Source organism: Pseudoflavonifractor sp. MSJ-30, from assembly GCF_018918045.1.
Lineage (GTDB): Bacteria > Bacillota > Clostridia > Oscillospirales > Oscillospiraceae > Faecousia.
Genome location: NZ_JAHLPU010000042.1, coordinates 1 through 23,953, shown reverse-complemented (window position 1 = coordinate 23,953; position 23,953 = coordinate 1). Strand labels below are relative to the sequence as shown.

Below are 23,953 nucleotides of genomic sequence, written 5' to 3'. Positions count from 1 at the left end.
ATGCGCGTGGTATTTATGGGAACCCCGGACATCGCGGCCACCTGTCTGAAAAAGATTCTGACGGAGGGCTTCGAGGTCGTGGGCGTCTATACCCAGCCGGACCGGCCCAAGGGGCGGGGCATGAAGCTGACGGCTTCTCCTGTGAAAGAGACGGCACTGGCTGCCGGGATTCCGGTGTTCCAGCCGGAGAACTTTCGGGAGGAAGAAACGGTTCAGCAGCTGCGGGACCTGAAGCCGGATATCTGCGCCGTTGTGGCCTATGGCCGGATTTTGCCTCAGAAGGTGCTGGACGTGCCGGGGCTGGGCTGCATCAATATCCATGCCAGCGTGCTGCCCGCCTATCGTGGGTCCGCTCCTTACCAGTGGGCGGTGCTGGATGGCTTGAAGGAGACCGGCGTCACCGCCATGTATCTGGTCCGGGAGATGGATGCCGGAGACATCATTGACGTTTCCAAGACCCTCATCGGCGAAAATGAGACCGCCGGAGAACTGCTGGATCGGCTGGCGGTGCTGGGGGCAGACCTGCTGAGCAAAACTTTGACCCGCTTTGCCGAAAACGGAAAGCTGCCTGCCCGGAAGCAGGATGAGACCAAAGTCAGCTATGCCCCCATGCTGGAAAAGACCATGTGCCCCATTGACTGGACGAAGAGCGCCCGGCAGGTCCACGACCATGTCCGGGGCTTACAGCCCTGGCCCGTGGCGACCATGGAATTGCAGGGAAAGATTTTTAAGGTCCACGAGACTCGGGTGGTCTCCGGCAGCGGTAAGCCCGGCGAAAAACTGGGCCTGACAAAGACGGGACTGCGGATCGCCTGCGGCGAAGGGGCTGTGGAGATTCGGGTCCTGCAGGCCGAGGGCGGCAAGCGGATGAACGCGCCGGATTATTTCCGGGGCCATCCGCTGGAAGGTTAAATGGGCGCCCGGGAAACGGCGCTGAACGCGCTGATCGCCTGCCGGATGGAGCAGGGCTGGAGCAATGCCGTGCTGAAAAAGTACATCCGCCGGGACGCTCTGGATGCCCGGGACGCGGCGCTTGCCACCAGACTTTGTTATGGCGTGGTGCAGAACCGGGGAAAACTGGATTTTTACCTTGCCCAGCTTTTGAAGGGCTCTCTGAAAAAGCTCCACCCGGCGGTGCGGGATATTCTGCACCTGGGTCTTTACCAGATCTATGAGCTGGATAAGATTCCGGACAGCGCGGCGGTGAACGAGTCCGTTCGTCTGGCAAGAAAATACGGCCCGGCCGGCTGTGATAAACTGGTAAACGGTGTGCTGCGCAATGCGGTCCGCACCAAGGGTGTTTTGAAAGAACCCACTTCTTATGAAGACAAATACAGCCATCCGGCGGAGCTGGTGGCGCTGCTGAAGACCGCCCTTCCAAAGGGAACGCTGGAATCGGTGCTGAAAGCGGATAATGAAGCACCGGATACCGTAATTCAGGTGAACACCCTGAAAACGGACATGGGCAGCCTTGTAAAACGTCTGGAAGCGGAGGGCGTTCAGAGCCGTCCGCACTGCTGGATGGAAAACTGCCTGGTGCTCTCCGGCACCGGCAGTCTGGAACAGCTGCCCTCTTTTCGGGAAGGATTCTACTATGTCCAGGACCCGGCCAGCAGGCTCAGCGTGCTGTGCGCCGAACTGAAACCGGGCATGGCCGTGCTGGATTGCTGCGCCGCCCCCGGCGGCAAGAGCTTTGCGGCGGCCATGGCCATGGGCGGGCAGGGAAGCATCACCTCCTGCGATGTTCACGCCCATAAGATTCCGCTGATCGAAAGCGGGGCTGCCCGGCTGGGGATTTCCAATCTGAAGGCCCAATTGCAGGATGCCTCCGTCTTTGTCCCAAATTGGGAAGAGCATTTTGACGCTGTGATTGTAGACGCCCCCTGTTCCGGCCTTGGCATTATCCGGAAAAAACCGGATATCCGATACCGGGATCTGAAGGAAACAGAAACCCTGCCGGAATTGCAGAAACAGATCCTCTGGAATCAGGCAAGGTATGTGAAAAAAGGCGGGATCCTGATGTATTCCACCTGCACCCTGCTTCCCAGAGAGAATGAGGATGTGGTGCATGCCTTTTTGAAGGCCCACCCGGAGTTTATCCTGGAAAAGCTGCCCCTGCCGGAGGAGTTTCCGGGGAACGAAACGGGGTATCTGACCCTGCTTCCCGGCCGGCACGATACGGACGGCTTCTTTATTTCCAGAATGCGGAGGAAATCATGAATCTGAAATCCATGACCCTGGGGGAGATGACCCAGCTTTTCAAAGAGATGGGACAGCCTGCCTTTCGGGCAAAGCAGATCTATACCTGGCTTCATAAGGGCGTCCGCGGCTATGACGAGATGACCAATCTCCCCAAGCCCCTGCGGGAGCGGCTGGCGGGGGACTATCCCATCCATGCGCCCCAGGTAGTCCGGAAGCAGGAATCCCAGAGAGACGGCACCATCAAGTACCTCTGGCAGCTCTCCGACGGCAACTGCGTGGAAACGGTGCTCATGCGCTATCACTATGGCAATACGGTCTGTATTTCCACGGAGGTCGGCTGCCGCATGGGCTGCGCCTTCTGCGCGTCTACCCTGGGCGGTCTGGTCCGGCGGCTGGAGCCATTTGAGATGCTGGACCAGGTCCTGTTCACGCAGGTGGATTCCGGCCAGCCCATTTCCCATATTGTACTCATGGGCATCGGAGAGCCGCTGGATAACTTTGACAATGTAATGCGTTTTCTGGAGCTGGTGAACAGCCCGGAGGGAATGCATATCTCCATGCGGCACATCAGCCTCTCCACCTGCGGTCTGGTGCCGAAAATCGATGAGCTGGCAAAGCGCAATTTGCAGCTTACCCTGTCTGTCTCCCTCCACGCGCCCAATGATGCCGTCCGCGATACCATTATGCCGGTGAACAGAGCCTATCCCAGTCAGGAACTGCTGGATGCCTGCCGCCGGTACTATACGGCCACTTCCCGGCGCATTTCTTTTGAGTACGCCATGATAAACGGGGTCAACGACCGGCCGGAGGACGCCAGAGAGCTGCTGCGGCGGATGAAGGGTCTGCCCTGCCATTTTAATCTGATTCCTCTGAACCATGTGGAGGAAAGTCCCTTGAAGCCAAGCACCCGGGAGGCTGTAGCGGCTTTCCAGAAGATTCTGGAAGACGGCGGCATCCCGGCTACAGTCCGCAGGACTCTGGGCGGCGACATCGACGCTTCCTGCGGACAGCTGAGACGGAAATTTACAAAAGAACAAGCGAAATAAAAATTGACAATTGACAGTTGACAATTGACAATTTTTCGTGCAGTCCCGGGAAATTGATTCAAATTACGAGACCGATGCGGAACCGGTGAAAGGATTCACAGGGGCTCTCCGCGCCGCGCATAATTGTCAATTGTCCATTGTCAACTGTCAATTGAAAAAGAGAGGTGTTTTCTATGCAGGGCTGGGGCCTGACAGATGTTGGGTGCGTCCGGAAACAGAATCAGGACGCGTTTCATATTGAAAAACTGGGACGGGGGGCGCTGCTGTGCGTGGTCTGCGACGGCATGGGAGGCGCCAAGTCCGGCAATGTGGCCAGTTCTCTGGCCGTGGATGTGTTCGTTCAGGAGGTCAAGCGCAGCTGGTCCAGCGCTGCCGATTGGGACAAGACGGATATGATTCTGCGCGGCGCCGTGAAGCTGGCCAATTTCACGGTCTATGATCAGGCCAATCAATTTGAAGAGTTCGAGGGAATGGGCACCACGCTTGTGGCGGCCCTGATCCGAAAAAATCAGGCATCCATCGTCAATGTGGGCGACAGCCGGTGCTACGGCATTTCCAACGGCAGTATCCGGCAGATCACCAAGGACCACTCCGTGGTGCAGATGATGGTGGACCGTGGCGAACTGACGCCGGAGACTGCCAAGACCTACCCGGGCAAGAATCTGATCACCCGGGCCGTTGGTACGGAGCCAACGATCATCTCGGACCTCTACCGGCAGGAACTGGAAAAGGGCAGCTACCTGCTGCTGTGTACGGACGGCCTGAGCAATATGCTGGACGATCAGGAGATGCTCTTTGAGGTCGTCCACGGGGTCAACAAACAAAAATGCTGCAAGCGTCTGCTGGATATCGCCAAGCTGCGGGGATCCCCCGACAATGTGACCAGCATTCTGGTATCGATTTGAAAGGAGCAGTGCCAACGTGAATCAATATATTGGACGGCTGCTGGATGACCGGTACGAGATCCTGGAGGTCATCGGCACCGGCGGCATGGCCGTGGTATATAAAGCGCTGGACCACCGGCTGAACCGGCAGGTGGCCGTAAAAATTCTGAAAGACGAATTCTCGGGGGATGAGGAGTTCCGCCGCCGCTTCCGGGCGGAGGGCGAGGCCGTTGCCATGCTGAGCCACCCCAATATCGTTCAGGTCTTTGACGTTTCGTCCTCGGACGCGGCGAACTACATCGTCATGGAGCTGATCGACGGCATTTCCCTGAAGCAGTATATGGAGGTCAAGGGCGTTCTCAACTGGAAGGAAACCCTGCATTTCGCCATGCAGATCGCCAAGGGTCTGGAGCACGCCCACAGCAGGGGCATCGTCCACCGGGATATCAAGCCCCACAATGTCATGGTGCTGAAAGACGGCAGCGTGAAGGTCATGGACTTCGGCATTGCCCGGGTCATGAGCAAGAGCAACACCCTGACCAAGGAGGCACTGGGATCCGTCCATTATATCTCCCCGGAGCAGGCGAAGGGCGGCTATACGGATTCCCGGTCCGATATCTACTCCCTCAGCGTGGTCATGTACGAGATGATGACAGGCCGCCCGCCCTTTGACGGGGAATCCCCTGTGGCGGTGGCCATTCAGCATATCAACGGCGGAGCGCCCAGACCTTCCACACTGAATCCCAATATCCCCGTGGGCCTGGAGCAAATCATCCTCAAGGGCATGGCTCTGGATCCCAAGGACCGGTACGCCTCTGCCACGGAGATGATCCAGGATATGGAGGAATTCCGAAAGAATCCCTCCGTTGACTTCCAGTATAAGGCATCCGCGCCTTCAGAGCATCCCATCGCCATCAAGGGCATGCCCCAGACCTACCCCAAGGCGACTACCGCCGAGCGGGTGGCGGCATCCAGAAGCAGCAATCCCCAGCCTCCCCAGCGGCAGACAACCGGACGGCTGCCCCAGCAGACCCAACAGGTAAGGCGGCAGCAGGAGCAGAGACGGCAGACCGTCAGCCAGAATACCGAGGCCATGCGCCGGGCGGCTTTGCAGCGCAAAAAGGAAGAACAGCGCAAGCGGGAGGAGCGGAACCGCATCGCTACCATTGCGGTGATCGTGTGCAGCGTGGTGGCTATCGTCGCCATCGGCGCGTTCCTCATTGCCGTGTTCAACGGAGCGCTGCTGAACAAGGATAAAAAACTGGTGGAAGTGCCCTATCTTGTGGGTACGGAGTATACCGATGACCTCGCTGACCGGTATCCGGACTTTACCATCCGATTCCAACCCCAGCAGTATGACAGCAACTATGCCAAGGGCCAGATCATGGCACAGGAACCGGCGGGCGGCAGTAAAGTCACCAAGGGCACGGAGATCGTTATCACCGTGAGCCTGGGCGAGGAGCCTGCGGAGAAGGTCATGGAGGATCTGACGGATGTGACCCAAGCGGAGGCGGAGTCCTTCCTGCAGGGGCAGGGCTTCCGGACTCTGATCCGTCAGGAGGCCAGCGACACCGTTGAAGAAGGAAAGGTCATCCGCACCGACCCGGCCAAGGGCACAAAGCTGACCGAAGGCCAGACCGTCAGCATCTGGGTCAGCACCGGCCCGGAGAGCGTGACGATGCCCAATGTGGTGGATATGACCCGGGAGGCGGCTCTGAAACTTTTGCAGGATATTCGGGATATCCGCATCGTGGAGCAGACCGAGGCCAGCGACTATGTGGCCAAGGGCAATGTGACCCGGACGGATCCCAAGGTGGGCACCGTACTGGAGGATGGGCAGAATGTGGTCGTCTACATCTCCTCCGGTCCTGCTTCCGCGGAAATGCCCAATGTGGTGGGCCTGTACAGCGAGACCGCCCAAAAGCAGCTTACGGATTTGGGCTTTGCCAATATCCGCACGGAAACCGTCCGCAGCGACCGGCCCAAGGGTGAGGTGGTTGCCCAGTCCGTGAAGAAGGGCACCCAGCTGAAACTTGGGGACGAGATCGTGCTGAGCCTTTCCGATGAGAGCGGCGTGACCCAGCCCACCGAGACGGAAGCCACTACGGAGACCACGGAGAAGACGGAGACCACCGTGTCTGTCCGCTTCTCCATTCCCAGACGGGATGAGGAATACCTGCTGACCATTCTGCAGGACGGCAGCGTCATTGTGGAGGATGAAAAAATTCCGGCGGGCTGTACGGACTACTACCTGACCCTGACGGGGTCCGGCACCAAGGAATACGACCTCTATATCAACGGAGAGAAATACGTGACCCAGAGAGTGACATTTGATGGCTGAGAAAACAGAAGTCGGACGCATTATCCGCTCCCTCAGCGGGTTTTATGACGTGCAGCTGCCGGACGGCGTGCTGACCTGCAAGGCCAGAGGCATCCTGCGCAGGGAGGGGCAGTCCCCGCTGACAGGAGATCTGGCCCGGGTGACCCGGCAGGGGAGCAAGGGCATGGTAGAAGCGATTCTGCCCCGGAAGAACAGCTTCGTCCGGCCGGCAGTGGCCAATGTGGATGCTCTGGTGATCTTCGCCGCCAACGTCAACCCCATTACGGAGCCGTTCCTGATTGACCGGGTGGCGGCTATTGCGGGGAATAAGGGCGTGGAGTGCGTTCTCTGCGTGAACAAAACGGATCTGGACGGGGCGGAGGAGCTGTGCCGCGTTTACACCCACGCGGGCTTCCGGGTGATTCCCACCAGCGCCGAAACGGGCGCTGGGGTGGAGGATCTGCGGGAAGCGCTTCAGGGAAAGCTGACCGCCTTTACCGGAAATTCCGGCGTGGGCAAGAGCAGCATTCTGAACGCGCTCTGCCCGGAGCTGGCCTTGCCCACCGGAGAGGTCTCCGAGAAGCTGGGCCGGGGACGGCACACCACCCGTCATGTGGAGCTGTTTACGCTGGATCCGGAGACCTTCGTCATGGATACCCCGGGCTTTTCCTCCTTTGATACGGACCAGATGGATATTATATTGAAGGAGAACCTTCAGTACGCCTTCCCGGATTTCGGCCCCTATCTTGGCAAATGTCAGTTCCACGACTGCTCCCATAGAAAAGAACCCGGCTGTGCCATCCGCGAAGCCGCGGAGGCGGGGGACATTGAAAGAACCCGGTATGACAGCTATCTGAAACTCTACGAAAAGGCCGCTCAATACAAAGAGTGGGAACATAAGTAAGAAACGCAGCAGGCCGCTTTGAGGGTCACTTCAAAACGGCCTGCTGCGTTTTTTGCTTGACAATTGACAATTGATAATTGACAATTATGGTGTCCCTTCGGGACGAATTGAAATTGGAAGTAATGCGGTAGGGAACGGCACATATGCCATGCTTCGTACAATTACCGCAGTCCTGTCCTGCGCCAATGGAAGTTCCCGGTTCGAAAAAACCGGGACGGCTGCAAGGTTATGTGCTTCCCTGCGCTGTGGCGGCAATTGCTTGATTTGCTTAAGCAAATCAAGCTTATAGTAATAGTGAGAGTAATTGTTAGAATGATAGTGATAGTGAGAGTGGAAGTGTATCTGCCCGTTGCTCCCGGGAAGCACGGCTTCCGTGGGGGAGAGAGGTTCGCACACCCCCATATGTCTATTCCGTGCAGACATGTGTTTTTCTCCCGTTTCAACAAAAATCTCTCTGAATTTTTGTAAAAAACTCTGAAAAAGAACTTGACAAAACAGGAAAGCAGTGGTATCATAACTCAGGTTGTGCGGGAAATAAGCGCACAGCTATGCGATGATGCAGGAGATTGCGCCGGAAGGCGGTAACTTCTGCGGAGTATGTCCGGTCATCGGGCGGCTGAACTGCTTCTGTTACGCTGGCGTATATCGCCGGGGCAGGAGAATGGTCGGCGCTTGTCGGCCTATTTTCATGGCCCGAAGTGATACGCACGGAGGCGTGAACACCAGTTCGACCGTACCCAGACACTACGCAAACTGAGTACGATACATCAAGGAGGAAACAACAACATGGCAAACCAGATGATCCGCATTCGGCTGAAGGCTTATGATCACCAGCTGATCGACTCCAGCGCGGCAAAGATCGTTGAAACCGCAAAGCGCAACGGCGCCCAGGTTTCCGGCCCCATCCCCCTGCCCACCAAGAAGGAAGTCGTCACCATCCTTCGGGCTGTCCACAAGTACAAGGATAGCCGTGAGCAGTTTGAGCGCAGAACCCACAAGAGACTGATCGATATCCTCAACCCCAACCAGAAGACCATTGAGGCTCTGATGAGCCTGGATCTGCCCGCTGGCGTTGAGATAGAGATAAAGCTGTAAGAGCCTGACATTCTATCGAGCTTTTACCGCTGCCCGCACTGTCTGGCATCGGGCGGACGGGTCATGTTGGCGGCGTTCCCAATGCGCTGTCAACCAATAACCTAAAAAGGAGAAAACGCAACCATGAAAAAAGCAATCATCGGCAAAAAAGTGGGCATGACCCAGATCTTCGATGAGAGCGGCAAGGTCATTCCTGTTACCGTTGTGGAAGCAGGTCCCTGCGTCGTTACCCAGAAGAAGACCGTTGAGACCGACGGCTACACCGCCGTCCAGCTCGGCTTTGGCGACATCAAGGAGCACAAGCTGAGCAAGCCCGAGGCAGGCCACCTGAAGAAGGCTGGCGTTGCCCCCAAGAAGTACCTGAAGGAGTTCAAGCTGGAATCCGCCGCTGACATGAACGTCGGCGATGAGGTCAAGGCTGACACCTTCGCTGCCGGCGACAAGATCGACGTCACCGGCATCACCAAAGGCCACGGCTACCAGGGCGTTGTGAAGCGCTATGGCGCCGGCCGGACCCCCATGACCCACGGCGGCGGCCCTGTCCACCGTCACGCCGGTTCTATGGGTGCTTCCTCTCACCAGTCCCGTATTTTCCCGGGTAAGATCGGCGCAGGCCAGATGGGCTGCGACCAGGTTACCATCGAGAATCTGGACGTTGTGAAGGTTGACGCAGAGCTGAACATGATCGTTATCCGCGGCGCCATCCCCGGCCCCAAGGGCGGTCTTGTTTACATCCGCAACACCGTCAAGAACAACCGCGTCAAGAACGTGGAGACCGGCATCAGCAAGAACCCGCAGAAGGCTTCCGGCAGAAATCCCCAGAAGGCTTCCGCAAGAGGCTAAGGAAAGGAGATCTTAAATCATGCTTAAGACGAATGTTTACAATATGTCCGGCAAGCTGGTTGGCGAGATCGAACTGCCCGAAGCTGTGTTTGGCATTGATCCCAACGGCGCTGTTGTCCACGAAGTGGTCAAGAACCACCTGGCCAACCTGCGGCAGGGCACTCAGAGCGCTCTGACCCGCGCTGAGGTTTCCGGCGGCGGCCGTAAGCCCTGGAAGCAGAAGGGCACCGGCCGGGCTCGTCAGGGCAGCACCCGCGCTCCCCAGTGGACCCACGGCGGCATCGTGTTTGCTCCCAAGCCCCGGGATTACAGTTACACTCTGAACAAGAAGGCCAAGCGGCTGGCTCTGAAGAGCGTTCTGTCCGCCAAGGCTTCCGAGCAGAATGTGGTCGTGATCGACGAGATCAAGATGGACGCTCCCAAGACCAAGACTTTCGCGGCCTTCCTGAACGCTGTGGGCTGCACCTCCAAGACCCTGGTCGTCACCGCTGCCGCTGACCAGAACGTCGTTCGTTCCGGCCGGAACATCGCCGGCTGCGAAGTGACCTTCGCCAACCTGCTGAACACCTACGACGTGCTGCACGCCGACAAGCTGGTTGTTGACCAGGCCGCACTCCAGAAGATCCAGGAGGTATTCGCGTAATGAAGAACGTTTATGACATCATCAGAAGACCCGTTATCACCGAGCAGTCCATGGAGTCTGTCGCTGATAAGAAGTATGTCTTCATGGTTGACGTGGACGCCAACAAGACCGAAATCAAGGCTGCCGTTGAGCAGGCTTTCGGTGTAAAGGTCGCCAAGGTCAACACTGTCCGGATGCAGGGTAAGGTCAAGCGCACCGGCGCTTATCCCGCCGGCAGACGCGCTGCCTACAAGAAGGCTGTCGTCACCCTGACCGCTGACTCCAAGACCATCGAGTTCTTCGAAGGCATGGTCTAACCAATCTCAATAAAGGAGAGAAACGCAAATGGCTATTAATACTTTTAAGCCTTATACCCCGTCCCGCAGAAACATGACCGTTTCCGCTTTCGACGGCGTAGACAAGAAGGCAAAACCTGAGCGTAGCCTGGTTGAGAGCCTCAAGAAGAATGCAGGTCGCAACAGCTATGGTCACATCACCGTCCGCCATCGCGGCGGCGGCAACAAGCGTAAGTACCGCGTGATCGACTTCAAGCGCCAGAAGCTGGACATGCCCGCTACTGTGCAGCGCATTGAGTACGATCCCAACCGCTCCGCTTTCATTGCTCTCATCAAGTACGAGGACGAGACCCTGAGCTACATCCTGGCTCCCTACGGCCTGAAGGCCGGCGACAAGGTCGTCTCCTCCGCTGCCGCTGATATCAAGCCCGGCAACTGCCTGCCCATCGCCAACATTCCCGTGGGTACTGTGATCCACAATGTGGAGCTGCAGCCCGGCCACGGCGCACAGCTGGTCCGCTCTGCCGGTACCGCCGCGCAGCTGATGGCTAAGGAAGGCGAGCTGGCTCAGGTCCGTCTGCCCTCCGGCGAAGTCCGCTATGTCCGCATGAACTGCACCGCCTGCATCGGTCAGGTTGGCAACCTGGATCATGAGAATGTCCACATCGGTAAGGCCGGCCGTACCCGCCATATGGGTATCCGTCCCACCGTCCGCGGCTCCGTCATGAACCCCAATGACCATCCTCACGGCGGCGGCGAGGGCCGCGCACCTGTCGGTCGTCCCGGCCCTGTCACTCCTTGGGGCAAGCCTGCTATGGGTTATAAGACCCGGAAGGGCAAGAACCCCACCAACAAGTTCATCGTCAAGCGCAGAAACAGCAAGTAAGGAGGAAATGAAATGAGCAGAAGTATCAAAAAGGGCCCTTTCGTAGCTCCTGAGCTGTACAAGCGCGTTGAAGAGCTGAACAAGGCCGGTGAAAAGAAGGTTCTGAAGACCTGGTCCAGAGCCTCCACCATTTTCCCTTCCTTCGTTGGTCACACCATCGCCGTCCATGACGGCCGTAAGCATGTTCCCGTCTATATCACTGAGGATATGGTCGGCCACAAGCTGGGCGAGTTCGTGCCTACCAGAACCTTCCGTGGTCACTCTGGCAGCAAGACCGCCAATGCCAAGTAAGGAGGTACGAATATGGAAGCATTTGCACATGTAAAGTACGTCCGGATGTCTCCCCGTAAGGTCAAGCTGGTTTGCGACATGATCCGGGGCCAGGACGTGAAGACCGCTGCCGCGTACCTGAGCCAGACCTCTAAGGCTGCCTGCGAGCCTATGGCGAAGCTGCTGAAGAGCGCTGTGGCAAACGCCGAGCACAATCACGAAATGAACGCTGAGAACCTGTACGTCTCCACTGCGATCGCTAACCCCGGCCCCATCCTGAAGCGCGGCCGCATCGCATCCCGTCGTGGTTTCGTTCGGATCAATAAGAGAACCACTCACATCACCATCGGTGTGAGCGAGAAGGCTTAATCAGGAGGTAGCTATGGGACAGAAAGTTAATCCCCATGGACTGCGTGTTGGCGTAATCAAGGACTGGGATTCCCACTGGTACGCCCGCGAGGAGAAGGTCGGCGACCTGGTCGTTGAAGATTACAACATCCGTAAGTATCTGAAGAACAAGCTGTACGCGGCTGGCGTCGCAAAGATTGAGATCGAGCGCTCCAACGGCAAGGTGAAGATCAACATTCACTGCTCCCGTCCCGGCGTCGTCATCGGCAAGGCCGGTGCCGAGATCGAGAATCTGCGCAAGGACGTAGAGGCCAAGCTGGGCAAGAGCGTGAACCTGAACATCGTTGAGGTTCGGTCTCCTGACCTGAACGCACAGCTGGTTGCTGAGAACATTGCCCAGCAGCTGGAGAAGCGTATCTCCTTCCGCCGGGCCATGAAGAAGGCCATGCAGCAGGCCACCCGCCTGGGTGCCAAGGGCATCAAGGTCACCTGCGGCGGCCGTCTGGGCGGCGCTGAAATCGCCCGCTCCGAGAGCTATCATGAGGGCACCATTCCTCTGCAGACCATCCGTGCCGACATCGAGTACGGCTTCGCTGAGGCTGCCACTACCTATGGCCGCATCGGCGTGAAGGTTTGGATCTACAAGGGTGAGGTCCTGAACACCACCCTGCGCGCCGCCGCTCCCGAACCCGCTCCCCGTGAGCGCCGGGACCGCCGCAATGGTGACCGCCGTCAGGGCGACCGCCGCAACGGCGACCGTCGGCCCAGCGGTGACCGCCGCCAGGGCGACAGAAACAATTCCCGCAGAGAAGGAGGTAACCGCTGATGCTGATGCCCAAAAGAGCAAAGTACCGCAAGGTACAGCGTGGTCGTATGACCGGCGTTGCTTCCCGCGGTAACAAGGTTTCCTACGGTGAGTTCGGTATCCAGGCTCTGGAGCCCGGCTGGATCACCGGTAACCAGATCGAAGCTGCCCGTATTGCCATGACCCGTTACACCAAGCGTGGTGGTAAGGTCTGGATCAAGATTTTCCCCGACAAGCCTTATTCCAAGAAGGGCCTGGGCACCCGTATGGGTTCCGGTAAGGGCGCTCCCGAAGGCTGGGTAGCTGTTGTTAAGAACCAGAAGGTGATGTTTGAGATCGGCGGTGTTTCCGAAGAGGTTGCCCGCGAGGCTCTGCGTCTGGCGCAGCACAAGCTGCCCATCAAGACCCGGATCATCACCAAGGAAGCAGAAACTGAGATTGGTGGTGAATAATGATGAAGGCAAAGGAACTCAAGAATCTGTCTGTTGAAGAGCTGAACAAGAAGCTGGACGAGCTGAAGAAGGATCTGTTCATGCTGCGCATGCAGCATGCCACCAACCAGCTGGACAACCCCATGCGTCTTGCCGCTGCCAAGAAGGACATTGCCCGCATCAAGACCATTATTCGTGAGAAAGAGACCAACGTCTGAGGAGGGAACCAAGTATGACTGAAAATACCAGAGCTTTCCGCAAAACCAGAATCGGTCAGGTTGTCTCCGACAAGATGGACAAGACCATTGTGGTTGCGATCGAGGACAGCGTGCAGCATCCTCTGTACAAGAAGACCATGAAGCGGACTTACAAGCTGAAGGCCCACGACGAGAACAACGAGTGCGGCATCGGCGATACCGTTGAGGTCATGGAGACCCGTCCCCTGTCCAAGGACAAGAGATGGAGACTGGTCAGAATTATCGAAAAGGCTAAGTAAGGAGGTCGGCAGAGAATGATTCAACAGGAAAGCTACCTGAAGGTTGCCGACAACACCGGCGCTAAGGAAATTCACTGCATTCGTGTCCTGGGCGGCTCCAAGCGCAAGACCGGCAACATCGGTGACATCATCGTTGCTTCCGTTCGCAAGGCTGCTCCCGGCGGCACTGTGAAGAAGGGCGAGGTCGTCAAGGCCGTCATCGTCCGCACCAAGCGGGGCGTCCGCCGTGAGGATGGCAGCTATGTTCGTTTCGACGAGAATGCCGCCGTCATCATCAAGGACGACAAGAATCCCCGCGGCACCCGTATCTTTGGACCGGTGGCCCGCGAGCTGCGTGAGAGAGACTTCATGAAGATCCTCTCCCTGGCGCCCGAAGTCATCTAAGGGGGAACCGAAGAATGAATATTAAGAAGAACGATACCGTTATCGTCCTGTCCGGCAAGGACAAGGGTGTTAAGGGCAAGGTCCTGGTGGCTATGCCCAGCGAGAACAAGGTCATTGTCGAGAAGGTCAACGTCGCTACCTGCCACACCAAGCCCCGCCGTCAGGGCGAGACCGGTGGCATCGTCAAGCGCGAGACCCCCATCCGTACCTGCAAGGTTGCCCTGTACTGCGAGAAGTGCGGCAAGGGCGTCCGCGTGGGCTACAAGATGGACGGTGACAAGAAGACCCGTATCTGCCGCAAGTGCGGCGCCGAAATCTGAGAAAGGAGCTTTTGAATTATGGCTAACAGAATGAAAGACCGTTATGTTGCTGAGATCGCTCCTGCTCTGAACAAGAAGTTCGGCTACAAGAGCGTTATGCAGATCCCCAAGCTGGACAAGGTGATTGTGAACGTCGGCTGCGGCGAGAGCAAGAACAATGCCAAGGAAATTGAGGCCATCTGCAAGGATATCGCCACCATCACCGGCCAGAAGCCCATCACCTGCAAGGCCCGCAAGAGCGTTGCAAACTTCAAGGTCCGTGAGGGTGAAACCGTCGGCGTGAAGGTTACCCTCCGCGGCGACAAGATGTACGAGTTCCTGGACCGCCTGTTCAACGTGGCCCTGCCTCGTGTCCGCGACTTCCGCGGCATCAACCCCAACTCCTTCGACGGCCGCGGCAACTACGCCTTTGGTCTGAAGGAGCAGCTGATCTTCCCTGAGATCGAGTACGACAAGGTGGACAAGATCCGTGGTATGGATATCTGCATCTGCACCACCGCTACCACCGACGAGGAAGCCAAAGAGCTGCTGAGCCAGCTGGGCGCTCCCTTCACCGCTTGATTAGGAGGATTACGTAAATGGCTAAGAAGTCTATGATCCTGAAGCAGCAGGCTGAGCCCAAGTTCTCTACCCGCCGCTATAACCGCTGCAAGATCTGCGGCAGACCCCATGCTTACCTGCGCAACTACGGCGTTTGCCGTATCTGCTTCCGTGAGCTGGCCTACAAGGGCCAGATCCCCGGAGTCCGCAAGGCCAGCTGGTAATCTGCTCGCTTAGGTCGACAACAATGTGAAAAGATTTGGGAAGTCCCGGGAAGATGGAAGCGCTCAGGCGCTTCGCATTCCCCGGATACCCCCAAACTTTAACGGGTTAAGCCCGTAACTTCTTAAAGGAGGATATTAACATGCAAATCACCGATCCCGTAGCAGATATGCTGACCCGTATCCGGAACGCGAATTCTGCAAAGCACGAAACCGTGGATGTCCCCGCTTCCAACCTGAAGAAGGCGATTGCCCAGATCCTGTTGGAAGAGGGCTACATTAAGTCCTACACTGTGGTTGACAACGGCAACCAGGGCATGATTCACATCACTCTGAAGTACCTGGCCAAGAAGCAGCAGGTCATCACCGGTCTGCGCCGCGTCTCCAAGCCCGGCCTGAGAGTGTATGCCGGCGCCGAGGAGCTGCCTCAGGTTCTGAAGGGCCTGGGCATCGCCATCGTCTCCACTTCCAAGGGCGTTATGACCGACAAGAAGGCTCGCGAAAACCACATCGGCGGCGAAGTCCTTGCTTTCGTCTGGTAAGGAGGATTCAGAAATGTCTAGAATTGGTAGAAAGCCGGTTATCATTCCGGCAAACGTCACGGTTGACATTGCCGAAGGCAACAACGTTACCGTGAAGGGCCCCAAGGGCACTCTGAACTACACCTTCCATCCCGACATGATCCTGAAGGTCGAGGGCAACGAGCTGATCGTTGACCGTCCCGATGAGGAGCATCTGCACAAGAGCCTTCACGGCCTGACCCGCACCCTGCTGCACAACATGGTAGAGGGTGTTGAAAAGGGCTTCTCCAAGGAGCTGGACGTCAACGGCGTCGGCTACCGCTGCGAGAAGAAGGGCAGCCAGCTGGTCATGCGTCTGGGCTTCTCCCACGAGGTTTTTGTGGATGAGATCCCCGGCATTACCATCGAAGTGCCCACCCCCAACAAGATCATCATCAAGGGCATTGACAAGCAGGCTGTCGGCCAGTTCGCTGCCGAAGTCCGCAGCAAGCGTCCCCCCGAACCCTACAAGGGCAAGGGCATCAAGTATACCACCGAAGTCATCCGCCGCAAGGTTGGTAAGACCGGTGGTAAGAAGTAATGGAGGTGTGCCGAAATGGTCAGCAAAATTGATAAGAATGCAATGCGCCTGAAGCGGCATGTCCGCGTTCGTGGCAAAATCTCCGGCACTCCCGAGCGTCCCCGTCTGAACGTGTTCCGTTCCAACGCGAACATCTACGCCCAGATTATCGATGACGTGAACGGCGTTACTCTGGCTTCCGCCAATACGCTGGAGAAGGAATTTGAGGGTCTCACCGGCAACTGCGAAGGTGCCAAGAAGGTGGGCGCTGTCCTGGCAGAGCGTGCCAAGGCAAAGGGCATCAGCGAGGTCGTTTTCGACCGCGGCGGCTATATTTTCCATGGCCGTGTTGCTGCTCTGGCTGAGGGTGCTCGCGAGGGCGGTCTCGAGTTCTAAGGAAGAGGAGGAAATCAAATGGCTTACAATAAGACTCCGAACAATGAAGCTCCTGAGCTCATTGAGAAGGTCGTTTACCTGAACCGTGTCAGCAAGACCGTTAAGGGCGGCCGTGTTATGAAGTTCTCCGCTCTGGTGGTCGTTGGTGACGGCAAGGGTACCGTGGGTTACGGCCTGGGCAAGGCTGCTGAGGTCTCCGAGGCTATTCTGAAGGGCATCGCCGATGCCAAGAAGAACATGGTCAAGGTTTCCCTGGCCGGCAACACCATCCCCCACGATGTGATCGGCATCTTCGGTGCCGGCACCGTTCTGCTGAAGCCCGCCCCCGAGGGCACCGGCGTTATCGCCGGCGGCGCTGTCCGTGCCGTTATGGAGGCTGTCGGCATCAAGAATATCTGCGCAAAGTGCCTGCGTTCCAACAACCCTCAGAACGTTGTCAAGGCCACCATGGCCGGCCTGACTTCTCTGCGTTCTCCTGAGCAGGTTGCTGCCATCCGCGGCAAGAGCGTGGAAGAAATCGTTGGTTAAGGAGGGCAATTAACATGGCAAACCTGAAAATTACGCTTGTTAAGAGCCTGAATGGCCGTCTGGAAAAGCACATCGCTACAGCTGCGAGCCTGGGCCTTCGCAAGATCGGCCAGACTTCCATCCAGCCGGACAACACCCAGACCCGCGGCAAGATCGCCCAGATCGGCTACCTGCTGCAGGTTACCGAAGTTGAATAAGGAGGAGAACAGAAATGAAGCTCCATGAACTCTCTCCTGTCGCAGGTTCCACTTTTGTGGGCAAGCGCAAGGGCCGCGGCATCGCTACCGGCAACGGCAAGACCGGCGGCCGTGGCCATAAGGGCCAGAAGGCCCGCTCCGGCGGCAAGGTCCGTGCCGGATTTGAAGGCGGCCAGATGCCTCTGGCCCGTCGTATCCCCAAGCGCGGCTTCAACAACATCTTCGCAGAGCCTCTGACCTCCGTCAATGTGTGCCTGCTGAACGGTTTTGAAGATGGCGCCGTTGTGGATGCAGCCGCTCTGATGGAGGCCGGCATCATTGCCAAGTGCCCCTACGGCCTGAAGGTCTTGGCCGGCGGCGAACTGACCAAGAAGCTCACCGTTAAGGCCGCCGCTTTCTCTGCTTCTGCCAAGGAAAAGATTGAGCAGGCAGGCGGAAAGGCCGAGGTGGTGTAAGTGTTAGAGACCCTCAAGAATGCGTGGAAGATCCCTGAGCTTCGCAAGAAGATCATCTTCACACTGTTCATTCTGCTGATTTACCGGGCAGGCAACGTGATTCCTGTCCCGTATATCGATACGGCTACACTTACCAACTACTTTGACAGCGTGCTGTCTTCCACGATTCTGGGACTGTACAACGCAATGTCCGGCTCCGCTTTCAGCAGAGCTACGATTTTCGCGCTGAGCATTCAGCCCTACATCAACGCTTCCATTATCATCCAGCTGCTGACCATTGCCATTCCCGCTCTGGAGCGGATGGCAAAGGAGGAGGGGGAGGAAGGCCAGAAGAAGATTGCCCGGATTACCCGGTATACCACCGTTGGTCTGGGCCTGCTGATGGGCTGGGCGTACCACCAGATGCTCGTCAACTACACCGCTTCCGGCTTCTCCATCGTCACCGAGAAGGGCTTCGTGCCCGCCATGGTCATCATTCTGACCTTCACCGCAGGCTCTGCCTTCGTGATGTGGCTGGGTGAGCAGATCACCGAGTTCGGTATCGGCAACGGCATCTCCATGATCCTGTTTGCCAACATCATCTCCGGTATCCCCGGTATGATCGGTACCCTGTTCTCCATGGTCTGGTGGCAGATCATCATCGTCCTGGTCGGCATGGTGGCTCTGGTCCTGTTCATCATTTTCATCAATGATGCTGAGCGCCGGATTCAGATTCAGTATGCCAAGCGCGTTGTCGGCCGGAAGGTCTACGGCGGCCAGAACACCAACCTGCCTATCAAGGTCAGCATGTCCGGCGTTATGCCCATCATCTTCGCACAGTCTATCTGCTCCCTGCCCGCTACCATCTGCGCCTTCACCGGCAAGACCAGCGGCTGGTGGTATAACAATGTGTGGAGCTCTTCCAGCTGGTTCTACGCCGTGATGTACTTCCTGATGATCTTCTTCTTCAGCTGGTTCTACTCCACGATCCAGTACGATCCTGTGGAGATTGCCAACAACCTGAATAAGAACGGCGGCTTCATCCCGGGCTTCCGTCCCGGCAGACCTACCGCCAACTTCATCCAGAAGGTTATCAACAAGATTGTTGTCTTTGGTGCTGTTTATCTCGGCATTGTGGCCCTGCTGCCCATCGTCGCCGGCAACCTCATGAGCGGTGTCCGGAACCTGGCGATCGGCGGTACCTCCGTCATCATCGTTGTGGGCGTAGCCCTGGAGACTGTGAAGGCGCTGGAGGCTCAGATGCTTATGCGGCACTACAAGGGCTTCCTGGATTAAGAGGAGGTATGGCAGGATGAATCTCATTCTACTGGGCGCTCCCGGCGCCGGAAAGGGGACCCAAGCTGAGCTGCTTGTCAACAAGCTCTCAATCCCCGCCATTTCTACCGGGAACATGCTTCGCGAGGCCATTGCCAACGGCACTGACCTGGGCAAAGAGGCAAAAAAGTATATGGACGAAGGCGGCCTGGTTCCCGATGATCTGATTCTCGGCATCGTCGCGGAGCGGGTAGCCCAGCCCGACTGCAAAAACGGCTTCATCCTGGACGGCGTGCCCCGCACGCTGGCCCAGGCCGAGGCTCTGGAAGCTAAGGGCGTCCGTATTGATCATGTGGTTTCCATCGAGGTGGACGACCATGATATCGCGCAGCGTATGGGCGGCCGTAGGGTCTGCTCCAAGTGCGGTGCCAGCTATCATGTTGTCGCCAAGCCCCCCAAGGTTGAAGGTATCTGCGACAGCTGCGGCGGTGAGCTGATTATCCGGAAGGACGACGCTCCCGAAACCGTGCTCAAGCGGCTGGAGGTCTATCACGCTTCTACGGAGGTGCTGAAGGATTTCTATGCCAAGCTGGGCCGGCTGCACACTGTCAACGGCAATCAGTCCATTGAGGGCGCCAACGAGGAGATCCTGAAAGCAATCGGGGCAAAGGCATGATTACAATCAAGAATTCTCATGAAATTGAGGCCATGCGCGAGGCAGGCAGAATTACTTCTGCCGCCCGCTCCCTGGCTGGGGAGCTGGTAAAGCCCGGCGTATCGACCAAAGCAATTGACCGGGCCATTCATGACTTTATTGTCAGCCACGGAGCGAAGCCCTCGTTCCTGGGCCTTTACGGCTTTCCTGCAAGCGCCTGCATTTCCGTTAATGAGGTGGTTATCCACGGCATCCCCGGCGGATACATCCTCAAGGAAGGCGATATCGTCTCTGTGGATGTGGGTGCTTTCTACAAGGGATTTCATGGAGATTGTGCGGCTACCTTTGCCTGCGGTGCCATCAGCACCGAAGCACAGCGGTTGATCGATGTGACGAAGCAGTCCTTCTTTGAAGGCATTGCTTTCGCCAAAAAGGGCAACCGCGTGCAGGATATCTCCCATGCCGTACAGACGTACGTGGAGTCTAACGGTTTTTCAGTTGTCCGTTCTTTCGTGGGTCACGGCGTAGGACGGCAGCTGCATGAGGAGCCGGAGGTTCCCAATTTTGGCAATCCCGGCCGAGGGCCCAGACTGCTGCCCGGTATGGTCATCGCCGTCGAACCCATGGTGTGCCAAGGCACCTATGAGGTGAATGTCCTGAAGGACAAGTGGACGACGGTTACCGCCGACGGCAAGCTGGCAGCCCACTATGAAAATACTGTACTCATCACCGACGGCGAGCCGGAAATACTCACCGTCACCGAAGGACTTTGACTATGGACCCAGAGAACCCCATATCCGTTGCGGACGTGGTGATCTCCACGGCGGGCAGAGATCAGGGAGAACTGTTCTATGTCGCTGACACCGACGGCCAATTTGTGACGCTGGTCAACGGGAAGAACAGACCTGTGGAAAAGCCCAAGCGGAAAAAACGCAAACACGTAGAAAAGGTACTTCGATCTGAGACCAGAGTTGCCGAGAAGATCCGTTCCGGCGACAAAGTGCTCAACGGCGAATTACGAAGAGACCTGGCTTCCCTGAGCCGGGCCATGCAAGCAAACAACCTGGGAGGTTAATGACTTGGCAAAAGACGACGTAATTGAACTTGAGGGCATCGTAACCGATGCACTGCCGAACGCAATGTTCAAAGTGGACATTGGCAATGGACACACCATTCTGGCACACATTTCCGGCAGGCTCCGAATGAATTTCATTAAGATCTTGCCCGGTGACAAGGTAACCGTTCAAATGTCTCCTTATGATCTGACACAGGGTCGGATCACCTGGAGAAGCAAGTAAACTAAGAGAACCCATTCTCATATGGAGGTTAAACAGTATGAAGGTAAGACCGTCCGTTAAACCCATGTGCGAAAAGTGTAAGATCATCAAGCGCAAGGGTCGCGTTATGGTAATTTGCGAAAACCCCAAGCATAAGCAGAGACAAGGCTAATAGGAGGTGCTGAAAGAATATGGCACGTATTTCTGGTATTGATCTTCCCCGCGACAAGCGGATCGAAGTTGCCCTGACCTATATCTACGGCATTGGACCCGCCCGGGCCGCCGAGGTACTGGAAAAGACCGGTATTAACCCCGACACCCGTGTGAAGGACCTGACCGAGGAGCAGGAAGCACAGCTTCGTGAAGCCATCGAGCATCATTATATCATCGAGGGCGACCTGCGCCGTGAGACCGCTATGAACATCAAGCGCCTCAGCGAAATCGGTTGCTACCGCGGCCTGCGTCATCGCCGCGGCCTGCCCGTTCACGGTCAGCGCACCAAGACCAACGCCCGTACCCGCAAGGGCCCCAAGAAGACCATTGCGAACAAGAAGAAGTAAGGAGGGATATGTAAATGGCTACCAAAGCTACTAAGAAGGTTGTTAAGCGCCGTCGCGAGCGCAAAGTCGTCGAGAAGGGTGCGGCACATATCCGCTCCTCCTTCAACAACACCATGGTCACCATCACCGACCTGGAGGGCAATGCCCTGAGCTGGGCTTCCTCCGGCGGACTGGGCTTCCGTGGTTCCAGAAAGTCTACCCCCTACGCTGCCCAGACCGCGGCTGAGACCGCTGCCAAGGCTGCTATGGAGCATGGCCTGAAGACCGTTGAGGTTTATGTGAAGGGCCCCGGCCAGGGACGTGAGGCTGCGATCCGCGCCCTGCAGACTGCCGGCCTGGAAGTTGTTATGATTAAGGACGTCACTCCCATTCCTCACAATGGCTGCCGTCCCCCCAAGAGACGTAGAGTCTGATTTAGGTATAGGAGGAATTTTGCGAAATGGCTAAGAATATGCAGCCCGTGCTGAAGCGTTGCAGAACGCTGGGCGTTTCTCCTGCCGCAATGGGTTATTCCAAGACTTCCAACAAGAACCCCGGCGGCCAGAGAAGAGCTAAGAAGTCTGAGTACGCTACTCAGCTGACCGAAAAGCAGAAGGTCAAATTCGTATATGGTATCCAGGAAAAGCAGTTCCGGAACTACTATGACAAGGCCGCTCGTGCCGAGGGCAACACCGGTGAGAACCTGCTGACCCTGGTTGAGCGCCGCCTGGATAACGTGGTTTACCGTCTGGGCTTCGCCAACTCCCGCCGTCAGGCCCGGCAGCTGGTGAACCATGGCCACTTCACTGTCAACGGCAGCCGGGTCAACATCCCCAGCTACCTGGTGAAGTCCGGCGACGTGATCGCTGTTTCCGAGAAGAGCGCTTCCAATGCTTTCTTCAAGAAGCTGAAGGAAGACGACGCTTTTGTTGCTGCCCCCAAGTGGCTGGACCGTGACAAGAACACCCTCCAGGGCAAGGTCATTGCGATGCCTACCAAGGCCGATATCGACTTCGATATCGCTGTGCACCTCATCGTCGAGTTGTACTCCAAGTAATCCTCTGACCCTGTTCGTACGCAAGCTATCGTGGGGAGCCTGCTCCCCACCCATCTAAGGAGGGTTTTGATTCATGGTAGAAATTGAAAAGCCCCGTATCAGCTGCTTTGATTCCGCCGAGGATCCCTCTTACGGCAAGTACGTCGTAGAGCCTCTGGAGCGCGGCTACGGTATGACCCTGGGCAACTCCCTGAGACGGATTCTTCTGTCCAGTCTGCCCGGCTACGCTGCCACCTCTGTTAAAATCCAGGGTGTACAGCATGAGTTCTCTACCATCCCCGGCGTGACCGAGGATGTGACCGAAATCGTGCTGGCAGTGAAGCGGATCATTCCCAAGCTGCACACTCCCGGTGTCAAGACCGTGCATATCGATGCGGTCGGTCCCTGCGAAGTGACCGCCGGCGATATCAAGGCTGACGCGGACGTTGAGATCCTGAACCCTGACCTGCATATCTGCACGCTGGGCGAGGATGCCACTTTCAACATGGAGATCACTCTTTCTCAGGGACGGGGCTATGTTTCCTCTGACCGGAACAAGACACCCCAGACCGTGATCGGCGTGATTCCCATCGACTCCATTTATTCCCCTGTAACCAAGGTGAATTATGCTGTGGAGCCCACTCGTGTCGGTGACAGAACCGATTTCGATAAACTGACCCTTGAGGTCTGGACAGATTCCACTATCTCCGCAAAGGATGCCGTGTCCCTGGGCGCAAAGATCCTGAGCGACCATCTGACTGTTTTCACCAATCTGAGCGATGCTGTTACCAGCAGTTCTACGGTTGTGGAAAAGGTGGCCGATCATCCGGATGCAAAGCTCTCCATGACCATCGATGAGCTGGATCTGTCTGTCCGGAGCTTCAACTGCCTGAAGCGTGCCAACATCAACACCGTTGCCGACCTGATCGACAAGACCGGTGAGGACATGATGCGGGTCCGCAACATGGGCAAGAAGTCCCTGGACGAAGTTCAGAAGAAGCTGGAAATGATGGGCCTGTCCCTGGCCAGTGAAGATTCTGGCAGCAACAACTAACGCTTAAAGAGGAGGAAACGCGAATGTTTGGCACTCGTAAGCTGGGCAAGACCAGCGCACAGAGAAAGGCCCTGCTGCGTCAGCAGGTCACCGATCTGCTGGCAAACGGCAAGATGGAAACCACCTTCTATCGTGCTAAGGAAGTGCAGCCCGTGGTCGAGAAGATGATCACCCTGGGCAAGAAGGGCGACCTGGCCGCTTACCGCAAGGCTCTGTCCTTCATCACCAAGGAAGACGTTGCACACAAGCTGTTCAAGGAGATCGCTCCCAAGTATGCTGACCGCAACGGCGGCTACACCAGAGTGACCCGCACCGGCGAGCGTCGGGGCGACGCTGCTGAGATGGCTGTCATCGAGCTGGTGTAATCCCAAATGCTTTCCAAACAGGTATTCGGTTTTCCGGATACCTGTTTTTTCTGGTATTATATTTTACAGAGGCATCTATTCTCTCCTTAACCTAAACCGATTGCCCTGTCCTTCCATAGGTTGGGTCCCTCCGGGGGCCCCTTTCTTGTCCCGCCAAGAAAGGGGAAAAGAATGCGGCTTAAGGGAGGCGCTGACCGCTGCTTG

Annotated in this window: 38 protein-coding genes; all 38 read left to right on the top strand. The window is 57.0% G+C overall.

Annotation, left to right across the window (positions count from 1 at the left end):
• The 38 genes from fmt to rplQ all read left to right on the top strand — a co-directional run bounded on the left by fmt (position 1) and on the right by rplQ (position 23,749).
• Positions 1-912 (top strand): methionyl-tRNA formyltransferase, encoded by a 912-nt coding sequence (fmt, locus tag KQI10_RS06355; RefSeq protein ID WP_216566572.1) that lies wholly within the window; start codon positions 1-3, stop codon positions 910-912.
• Positions 913-2,220, top strand: a complete 1,308-nt coding sequence (rsmB, locus tag KQI10_RS06350) for a 16S rRNA (cytosine(967)-C(5))-methyltransferase RsmB (protein ID WP_216566571.1) — start codon at positions 913-915, stop codon at positions 2,218-2,220. It begins immediately after the preceding gene.
• A complete protein-coding gene (gene rlmN / locus KQI10_RS06345; protein WP_216566570.1) occupies positions 2,217-3,248 on the top strand; it encodes a 23S rRNA (adenine(2503)-C(2))-methyltransferase RlmN in 1,032 nt (343 codons plus the stop codon). Before rsmB ends, rlmN begins: the two co-directional genes overlap by 4 nt.
• Before the next feature lie 173 nt (positions 3,249-3,421).
• Positions 3,422-4,153: a Stp1/IreP family PP2C-type Ser/Thr phosphatase gene (locus KQI10_RS06340; protein ID WP_216566569.1), complete on the top strand. Its 732-nt coding sequence runs from the start codon at positions 3,422-3,424 to the stop codon at positions 4,151-4,153.
• 16 nt (positions 4,154-4,169) lie between these two features.
• Positions 4,170-6,473: a Stk1 family PASTA domain-containing Ser/Thr kinase gene (pknB, locus tag KQI10_RS06335; RefSeq protein ID WP_216566568.1), complete on the top strand. Its 2,304-nt coding sequence runs from the start codon at positions 4,170-4,172 to the stop codon at positions 6,471-6,473.
• Entirely contained in the window at positions 6,466-7,356 is an 891-nt protein-coding gene (gene rsgA / locus KQI10_RS06330; protein WP_216566567.1) for a ribosome small subunit-dependent GTPase A, read from the top strand. Before pknB ends, rsgA begins: the two co-directional genes overlap by 8 nt.
• Before the next feature lie 786 nt (positions 7,357-8,142).
• The gene (rpsJ, locus tag KQI10_RS06325) at positions 8,143-8,451 is read left to right on the top strand and encodes a 30S ribosomal protein S10 (RefSeq protein WP_216566566.1); all 309 of its coding nucleotides are present in this window, start codon (positions 8,143-8,145) and stop codon (positions 8,449-8,451) included.
• Positions 8,452-8,574: 123 nt separating this feature from the next.
• Positions 8,575-9,294: a 50S ribosomal protein L3 gene (gene rplC, locus KQI10_RS06320; RefSeq protein ID WP_216566565.1), complete on the top strand. Its 720-nt coding sequence runs from the start codon at positions 8,575-8,577 to the stop codon at positions 9,292-9,294.
• Positions 9,295-9,313: 19 nt separating this feature from the next.
• A complete protein-coding gene (rplD, locus tag KQI10_RS06315) occupies positions 9,314-9,937 on the top strand; it encodes a 50S ribosomal protein L4 (RefSeq protein WP_216566564.1) in 624 nt (207 codons plus the stop codon).
• Positions 9,937-10,233, top strand: a complete 297-nt coding sequence (gene rplW / locus KQI10_RS06310) for a 50S ribosomal protein L23 (protein WP_216566563.1) — start codon at positions 9,937-9,939, stop codon at positions 10,231-10,233. The genes rplD and rplW overlap by 1 nt, the downstream gene beginning before the upstream one ends.
• A 28-nt stretch (positions 10,234-10,261) precedes the next feature.
• The gene (gene rplB / locus KQI10_RS06305) at positions 10,262-11,098 is read left to right on the top strand and encodes a 50S ribosomal protein L2 (protein WP_216566562.1); all 837 of its coding nucleotides are present in this window, start codon (positions 10,262-10,264) and stop codon (positions 11,096-11,098) included.
• A gap of 12 nt (positions 11,099-11,110) precedes the next feature.
• Positions 11,111-11,389, top strand: a complete 279-nt coding sequence (rpsS, locus tag KQI10_RS06300; protein WP_216566561.1) for a 30S ribosomal protein S19 — start codon at positions 11,111-11,113, stop codon at positions 11,387-11,389.
• Positions 11,390-11,401: 12 nt separating this feature from the next.
• Positions 11,402-11,737, top strand: coding sequence for a 50S ribosomal protein L22 (rplV, locus tag KQI10_RS06295; protein WP_216566560.1), 336 nt, complete (start codon positions 11,402-11,404; stop codon positions 11,735-11,737).
• A 13-nt stretch (positions 11,738-11,750) separates the two neighbouring features.
• Entirely contained in the window at positions 11,751-12,542 is a 792-nt protein-coding gene (gene rpsC / locus KQI10_RS06290; RefSeq protein ID WP_216566559.1) for a 30S ribosomal protein S3, read from the top strand.
• Positions 12,542-12,973, top strand: coding sequence for a 50S ribosomal protein L16 (gene rplP, locus KQI10_RS06285; protein WP_216566558.1), 432 nt, complete (start codon positions 12,542-12,544; stop codon positions 12,971-12,973). Before rpsC ends, rplP begins: the two co-directional genes overlap by 1 nt.
• Positions 12,974-12,975: 2 nt before the next feature.
• Complete coding sequence (rpmC, locus tag KQI10_RS06280; protein ID WP_216566596.1) at positions 12,976-13,170, top strand: 50S ribosomal protein L29; 195 nt, start codon at positions 12,976-12,978, stop codon at positions 13,168-13,170.
• Positions 13,171-13,184: 14 nt separating this feature from the next.
• The gene (gene rpsQ, locus KQI10_RS06275) at positions 13,185-13,448 is read left to right on the top strand and encodes a 30S ribosomal protein S17 (RefSeq protein ID WP_216566557.1); all 264 of its coding nucleotides are present in this window, start codon (positions 13,185-13,187) and stop codon (positions 13,446-13,448) included.
• A 15-nt stretch (positions 13,449-13,463) separates the two neighbouring features.
• Entirely contained in the window at positions 13,464-13,832 is a 369-nt protein-coding gene (gene rplN / locus KQI10_RS06270) for a 50S ribosomal protein L14 (protein ID WP_216566556.1), read from the top strand.
• Between the two features lie 14 nt (positions 13,833-13,846).
• A complete protein-coding gene (rplX, locus tag KQI10_RS06265; protein ID WP_216566555.1) occupies positions 13,847-14,152 on the top strand; it encodes a 50S ribosomal protein L24 in 306 nt (101 codons plus the stop codon).
• 18 nt (positions 14,153-14,170) lie between these two features.
• Positions 14,171-14,713 (top strand): 50S ribosomal protein L5, encoded by a 543-nt coding sequence (gene rplE, locus KQI10_RS06260; RefSeq protein WP_216566554.1) that lies wholly within the window; start codon positions 14,171-14,173, stop codon positions 14,711-14,713.
• Positions 14,714-14,730: 17 nt separating this feature from the next.
• The gene (locus KQI10_RS06255; RefSeq protein WP_216566553.1) at positions 14,731-14,916 is read left to right on the top strand and encodes a type Z 30S ribosomal protein S14; all 186 of its coding nucleotides are present in this window, start codon (positions 14,731-14,733) and stop codon (positions 14,914-14,916) included.
• A gap of 140 nt (positions 14,917-15,056) precedes the next feature.
• Positions 15,057-15,455 carry a 30S ribosomal protein S8 gene (gene rpsH / locus KQI10_RS06250; protein WP_216566552.1) on the top strand — a complete coding sequence of 133 codons (399 nt, stop codon included), beginning with the start codon at positions 15,057-15,059 and terminating at the stop codon, positions 15,453-15,455.
• A 13-nt stretch (positions 15,456-15,468) separates the two neighbouring features.
• On the top strand, positions 15,469-16,014 hold the full coding sequence (gene rplF, locus KQI10_RS06245) for a 50S ribosomal protein L6 (protein WP_216566551.1): 546 nt from the start codon (positions 15,469-15,471) through the stop codon (positions 16,012-16,014).
• A 15-nt stretch (positions 16,015-16,029) separates the two neighbouring features.
• Complete coding sequence (gene rplR / locus KQI10_RS06240) at positions 16,030-16,389, top strand: 50S ribosomal protein L18 (protein WP_216566550.1); 360 nt, start codon at positions 16,030-16,032, stop codon at positions 16,387-16,389.
• A gap of 18 nt (positions 16,390-16,407) precedes the next feature.
• Complete coding sequence (rpsE, locus tag KQI10_RS06235; protein WP_216566549.1) at positions 16,408-16,917, top strand: 30S ribosomal protein S5; 510 nt, start codon at positions 16,408-16,410, stop codon at positions 16,915-16,917.
• Positions 16,918-16,931: 14 nt separating this feature from the next.
• Positions 16,932-17,114: a 50S ribosomal protein L30 gene (gene rpmD / locus KQI10_RS06230; RefSeq protein WP_216566548.1), complete on the top strand. Its 183-nt coding sequence runs from the start codon at positions 16,932-16,934 to the stop codon at positions 17,112-17,114.
• 14 nt (positions 17,115-17,128) lie between these two features.
• Positions 17,129-17,569, top strand: a complete 441-nt coding sequence (gene rplO, locus KQI10_RS06225) for a 50S ribosomal protein L15 (protein WP_216566547.1) — start codon at positions 17,129-17,131, stop codon at positions 17,567-17,569.
• Positions 17,570-18,844, top strand: coding sequence for a preprotein translocase subunit SecY (gene secY, locus KQI10_RS06220; protein ID WP_216566546.1), 1,275 nt, complete (start codon positions 17,570-17,572; stop codon positions 18,842-18,844).
• Positions 18,845-18,860: 16 nt separating this feature from the next.
• On the top strand, positions 18,861-19,499 hold the full coding sequence (locus KQI10_RS06215) for an adenylate kinase (protein ID WP_216566545.1): 639 nt from the start codon (positions 18,861-18,863) through the stop codon (positions 19,497-19,499).
• Positions 19,496-20,251, top strand: coding sequence for a type I methionyl aminopeptidase (gene map / locus KQI10_RS06210; RefSeq protein WP_216566544.1), 756 nt, complete (start codon positions 19,496-19,498; stop codon positions 20,249-20,251). Before KQI10_RS06215 ends, map begins: the two co-directional genes overlap by 4 nt.
• Positions 20,252-20,253: 2 nt before the next feature.
• Positions 20,254-20,553, top strand: a complete 300-nt coding sequence (locus tag KQI10_RS06205) for a KOW domain-containing RNA-binding protein (RefSeq protein ID WP_216566543.1) — start codon at positions 20,254-20,256, stop codon at positions 20,551-20,553.
• A gap of 4 nt (positions 20,554-20,557) precedes the next feature.
• Positions 20,558-20,776: a translation initiation factor IF-1 gene (gene infA / locus KQI10_RS06200; protein ID WP_216566542.1), complete on the top strand. Its 219-nt coding sequence runs from the start codon at positions 20,558-20,560 to the stop codon at positions 20,774-20,776.
• 37 nt (positions 20,777-20,813) lie between these two features.
• Complete coding sequence (gene rpmJ, locus KQI10_RS06195; protein ID WP_021886689.1) at positions 20,814-20,927, top strand: 50S ribosomal protein L36; 114 nt, start codon at positions 20,814-20,816, stop codon at positions 20,925-20,927.
• A gap of 19 nt (positions 20,928-20,946) precedes the next feature.
• Positions 20,947-21,315, top strand: coding sequence for a 30S ribosomal protein S13 (gene rpsM, locus KQI10_RS06190; RefSeq protein ID WP_216566541.1), 369 nt, complete (start codon positions 20,947-20,949; stop codon positions 21,313-21,315).
• A 14-nt stretch (positions 21,316-21,329) separates the two neighbouring features.
• Entirely contained in the window at positions 21,330-21,728 is a 399-nt protein-coding gene (gene rpsK, locus KQI10_RS06185) for a 30S ribosomal protein S11 (protein WP_216566540.1), read from the top strand.
• 26 nt (positions 21,729-21,754) lie between these two features.
• The gene (gene rpsD, locus KQI10_RS06180; RefSeq protein WP_216566539.1) at positions 21,755-22,351 is read left to right on the top strand and encodes a 30S ribosomal protein S4; all 597 of its coding nucleotides are present in this window, start codon (positions 21,755-21,757) and stop codon (positions 22,349-22,351) included.
• A gap of 73 nt (positions 22,352-22,424) precedes the next feature.
• Positions 22,425-23,384 (top strand): DNA-directed RNA polymerase subunit alpha, encoded by a 960-nt coding sequence (locus KQI10_RS06175; RefSeq protein ID WP_216566538.1) that lies wholly within the window; start codon positions 22,425-22,427, stop codon positions 23,382-23,384.
• A gap of 23 nt (positions 23,385-23,407) precedes the next feature.
• Positions 23,408-23,749, top strand: a complete 342-nt coding sequence (rplQ, locus tag KQI10_RS06170) for a 50S ribosomal protein L17 (protein ID WP_216566537.1) — start codon at positions 23,408-23,410, stop codon at positions 23,747-23,749.
• The last annotated feature ends 204 nt before the right edge of the window (positions 23,750-23,953 follow it).

Excerpts from the sequence above, each read along its gene's own strand:
- fmt (WP_216566572.1), top strand. The coding sequence starts at position 1 with ATGCGCGTGGTATTTATGGGAACCCCGGACATCGCGGCCACCTGTCTG.
- rsmB (WP_216566571.1), top strand. The coding sequence starts at position 913 with ATGGGCGCCCGGGAAACGGCGCTGAACGCGCTGATCGCCTGCCGGATG.
- rlmN (WP_216566570.1), top strand. The coding sequence starts at position 2,217 with ATGAATCTGAAATCCATGACCCTGGGGGAGATGACCCAGCTTTTCAAA.
- KQI10_RS06340 (WP_216566569.1), top strand. The coding sequence starts at position 3,422 with ATGCAGGGCTGGGGCCTGACAGATGTTGGGTGCGTCCGGAAACAGAAT.
- rsgA (WP_216566567.1), top strand. The coding sequence starts at position 6,466 with ATGGCTGAGAAAACAGAAGTCGGACGCATTATCCGCTCCCTCAGCGGG.
- rpsJ (WP_216566566.1), top strand. The coding sequence starts at position 8,143 with ATGGCAAACCAGATGATCCGCATTCGGCTGAAGGCTTATGATCACCAG.
- rplC (WP_216566565.1), top strand. The coding sequence starts at position 8,575 with ATGAAAAAAGCAATCATCGGCAAAAAAGTGGGCATGACCCAGATCTTC.
- rplD (WP_216566564.1), top strand. The coding sequence starts at position 9,314 with ATGCTTAAGACGAATGTTTACAATATGTCCGGCAAGCTGGTTGGCGAG.
- rplW (WP_216566563.1), top strand. The coding sequence starts at position 9,937 with ATGAAGAACGTTTATGACATCATCAGAAGACCCGTTATCACCGAGCAG.
- rplB (WP_216566562.1), top strand. The coding sequence starts at position 10,262 with ATGGCTATTAATACTTTTAAGCCTTATACCCCGTCCCGCAGAAACATG.
- rpsS (WP_216566561.1), top strand. The coding sequence starts at position 11,111 with ATGAGCAGAAGTATCAAAAAGGGCCCTTTCGTAGCTCCTGAGCTGTAC.
- rplV (WP_216566560.1), top strand. The coding sequence starts at position 11,402 with ATGGAAGCATTTGCACATGTAAAGTACGTCCGGATGTCTCCCCGTAAG.
- rpsC (WP_216566559.1), top strand. The coding sequence starts at position 11,751 with ATGGGACAGAAAGTTAATCCCCATGGACTGCGTGTTGGCGTAATCAAG.
- rplP (WP_216566558.1), top strand. The coding sequence starts at position 12,542 with ATGCTGATGCCCAAAAGAGCAAAGTACCGCAAGGTACAGCGTGGTCGT.
- rpmC (WP_216566596.1), top strand. The coding sequence starts at position 12,976 with ATGAAGGCAAAGGAACTCAAGAATCTGTCTGTTGAAGAGCTGAACAAG.
- rpsQ (WP_216566557.1), top strand. The coding sequence starts at position 13,185 with ATGACTGAAAATACCAGAGCTTTCCGCAAAACCAGAATCGGTCAGGTT.
- rplN (WP_216566556.1), top strand. The coding sequence starts at position 13,464 with ATGATTCAACAGGAAAGCTACCTGAAGGTTGCCGACAACACCGGCGCT.
- rplX (WP_216566555.1), top strand. The coding sequence starts at position 13,847 with ATGAATATTAAGAAGAACGATACCGTTATCGTCCTGTCCGGCAAGGAC.
- rplE (WP_216566554.1), top strand. The coding sequence starts at position 14,171 with ATGGCTAACAGAATGAAAGACCGTTATGTTGCTGAGATCGCTCCTGCT.
- KQI10_RS06255 (WP_216566553.1), top strand. The coding sequence starts at position 14,731 with ATGGCTAAGAAGTCTATGATCCTGAAGCAGCAGGCTGAGCCCAAGTTC.
- rpsH (WP_216566552.1), top strand. The coding sequence starts at position 15,057 with ATGCAAATCACCGATCCCGTAGCAGATATGCTGACCCGTATCCGGAAC.
- rplF (WP_216566551.1), top strand. The coding sequence starts at position 15,469 with ATGTCTAGAATTGGTAGAAAGCCGGTTATCATTCCGGCAAACGTCACG.
- rplR (WP_216566550.1), top strand. The coding sequence starts at position 16,030 with ATGGTCAGCAAAATTGATAAGAATGCAATGCGCCTGAAGCGGCATGTC.
- rpsE (WP_216566549.1), top strand. The coding sequence starts at position 16,408 with ATGGCTTACAATAAGACTCCGAACAATGAAGCTCCTGAGCTCATTGAG.
- rpmD (WP_216566548.1), top strand. The coding sequence starts at position 16,932 with ATGGCAAACCTGAAAATTACGCTTGTTAAGAGCCTGAATGGCCGTCTG.
- rplO (WP_216566547.1), top strand. The coding sequence starts at position 17,129 with ATGAAGCTCCATGAACTCTCTCCTGTCGCAGGTTCCACTTTTGTGGGC.
- KQI10_RS06215 (WP_216566545.1), top strand. The coding sequence starts at position 18,861 with ATGAATCTCATTCTACTGGGCGCTCCCGGCGCCGGAAAGGGGACCCAA.
- map (WP_216566544.1), top strand. The coding sequence starts at position 19,496 with ATGATTACAATCAAGAATTCTCATGAAATTGAGGCCATGCGCGAGGCA.
- KQI10_RS06205 (WP_216566543.1), top strand. The coding sequence starts at position 20,254 with ATGGACCCAGAGAACCCCATATCCGTTGCGGACGTGGTGATCTCCACG.
- rpmJ (WP_021886689.1), top strand. The coding sequence starts at position 20,814 with ATGAAGGTAAGACCGTCCGTTAAACCCATGTGCGAAAAGTGTAAGATC.
- rpsM (WP_216566541.1), top strand. The coding sequence starts at position 20,947 with ATGGCACGTATTTCTGGTATTGATCTTCCCCGCGACAAGCGGATCGAA.
- rpsK (WP_216566540.1), top strand. The coding sequence starts at position 21,330 with ATGGCTACCAAAGCTACTAAGAAGGTTGTTAAGCGCCGTCGCGAGCGC.
- rpsD (WP_216566539.1), top strand. The coding sequence starts at position 21,755 with ATGGCTAAGAATATGCAGCCCGTGCTGAAGCGTTGCAGAACGCTGGGC.
- KQI10_RS06175 (WP_216566538.1), top strand. The coding sequence starts at position 22,425 with ATGGTAGAAATTGAAAAGCCCCGTATCAGCTGCTTTGATTCCGCCGAG.
- rplQ (WP_216566537.1), top strand. The coding sequence starts at position 23,408 with ATGTTTGGCACTCGTAAGCTGGGCAAGACCAGCGCACAGAGAAAGGCC.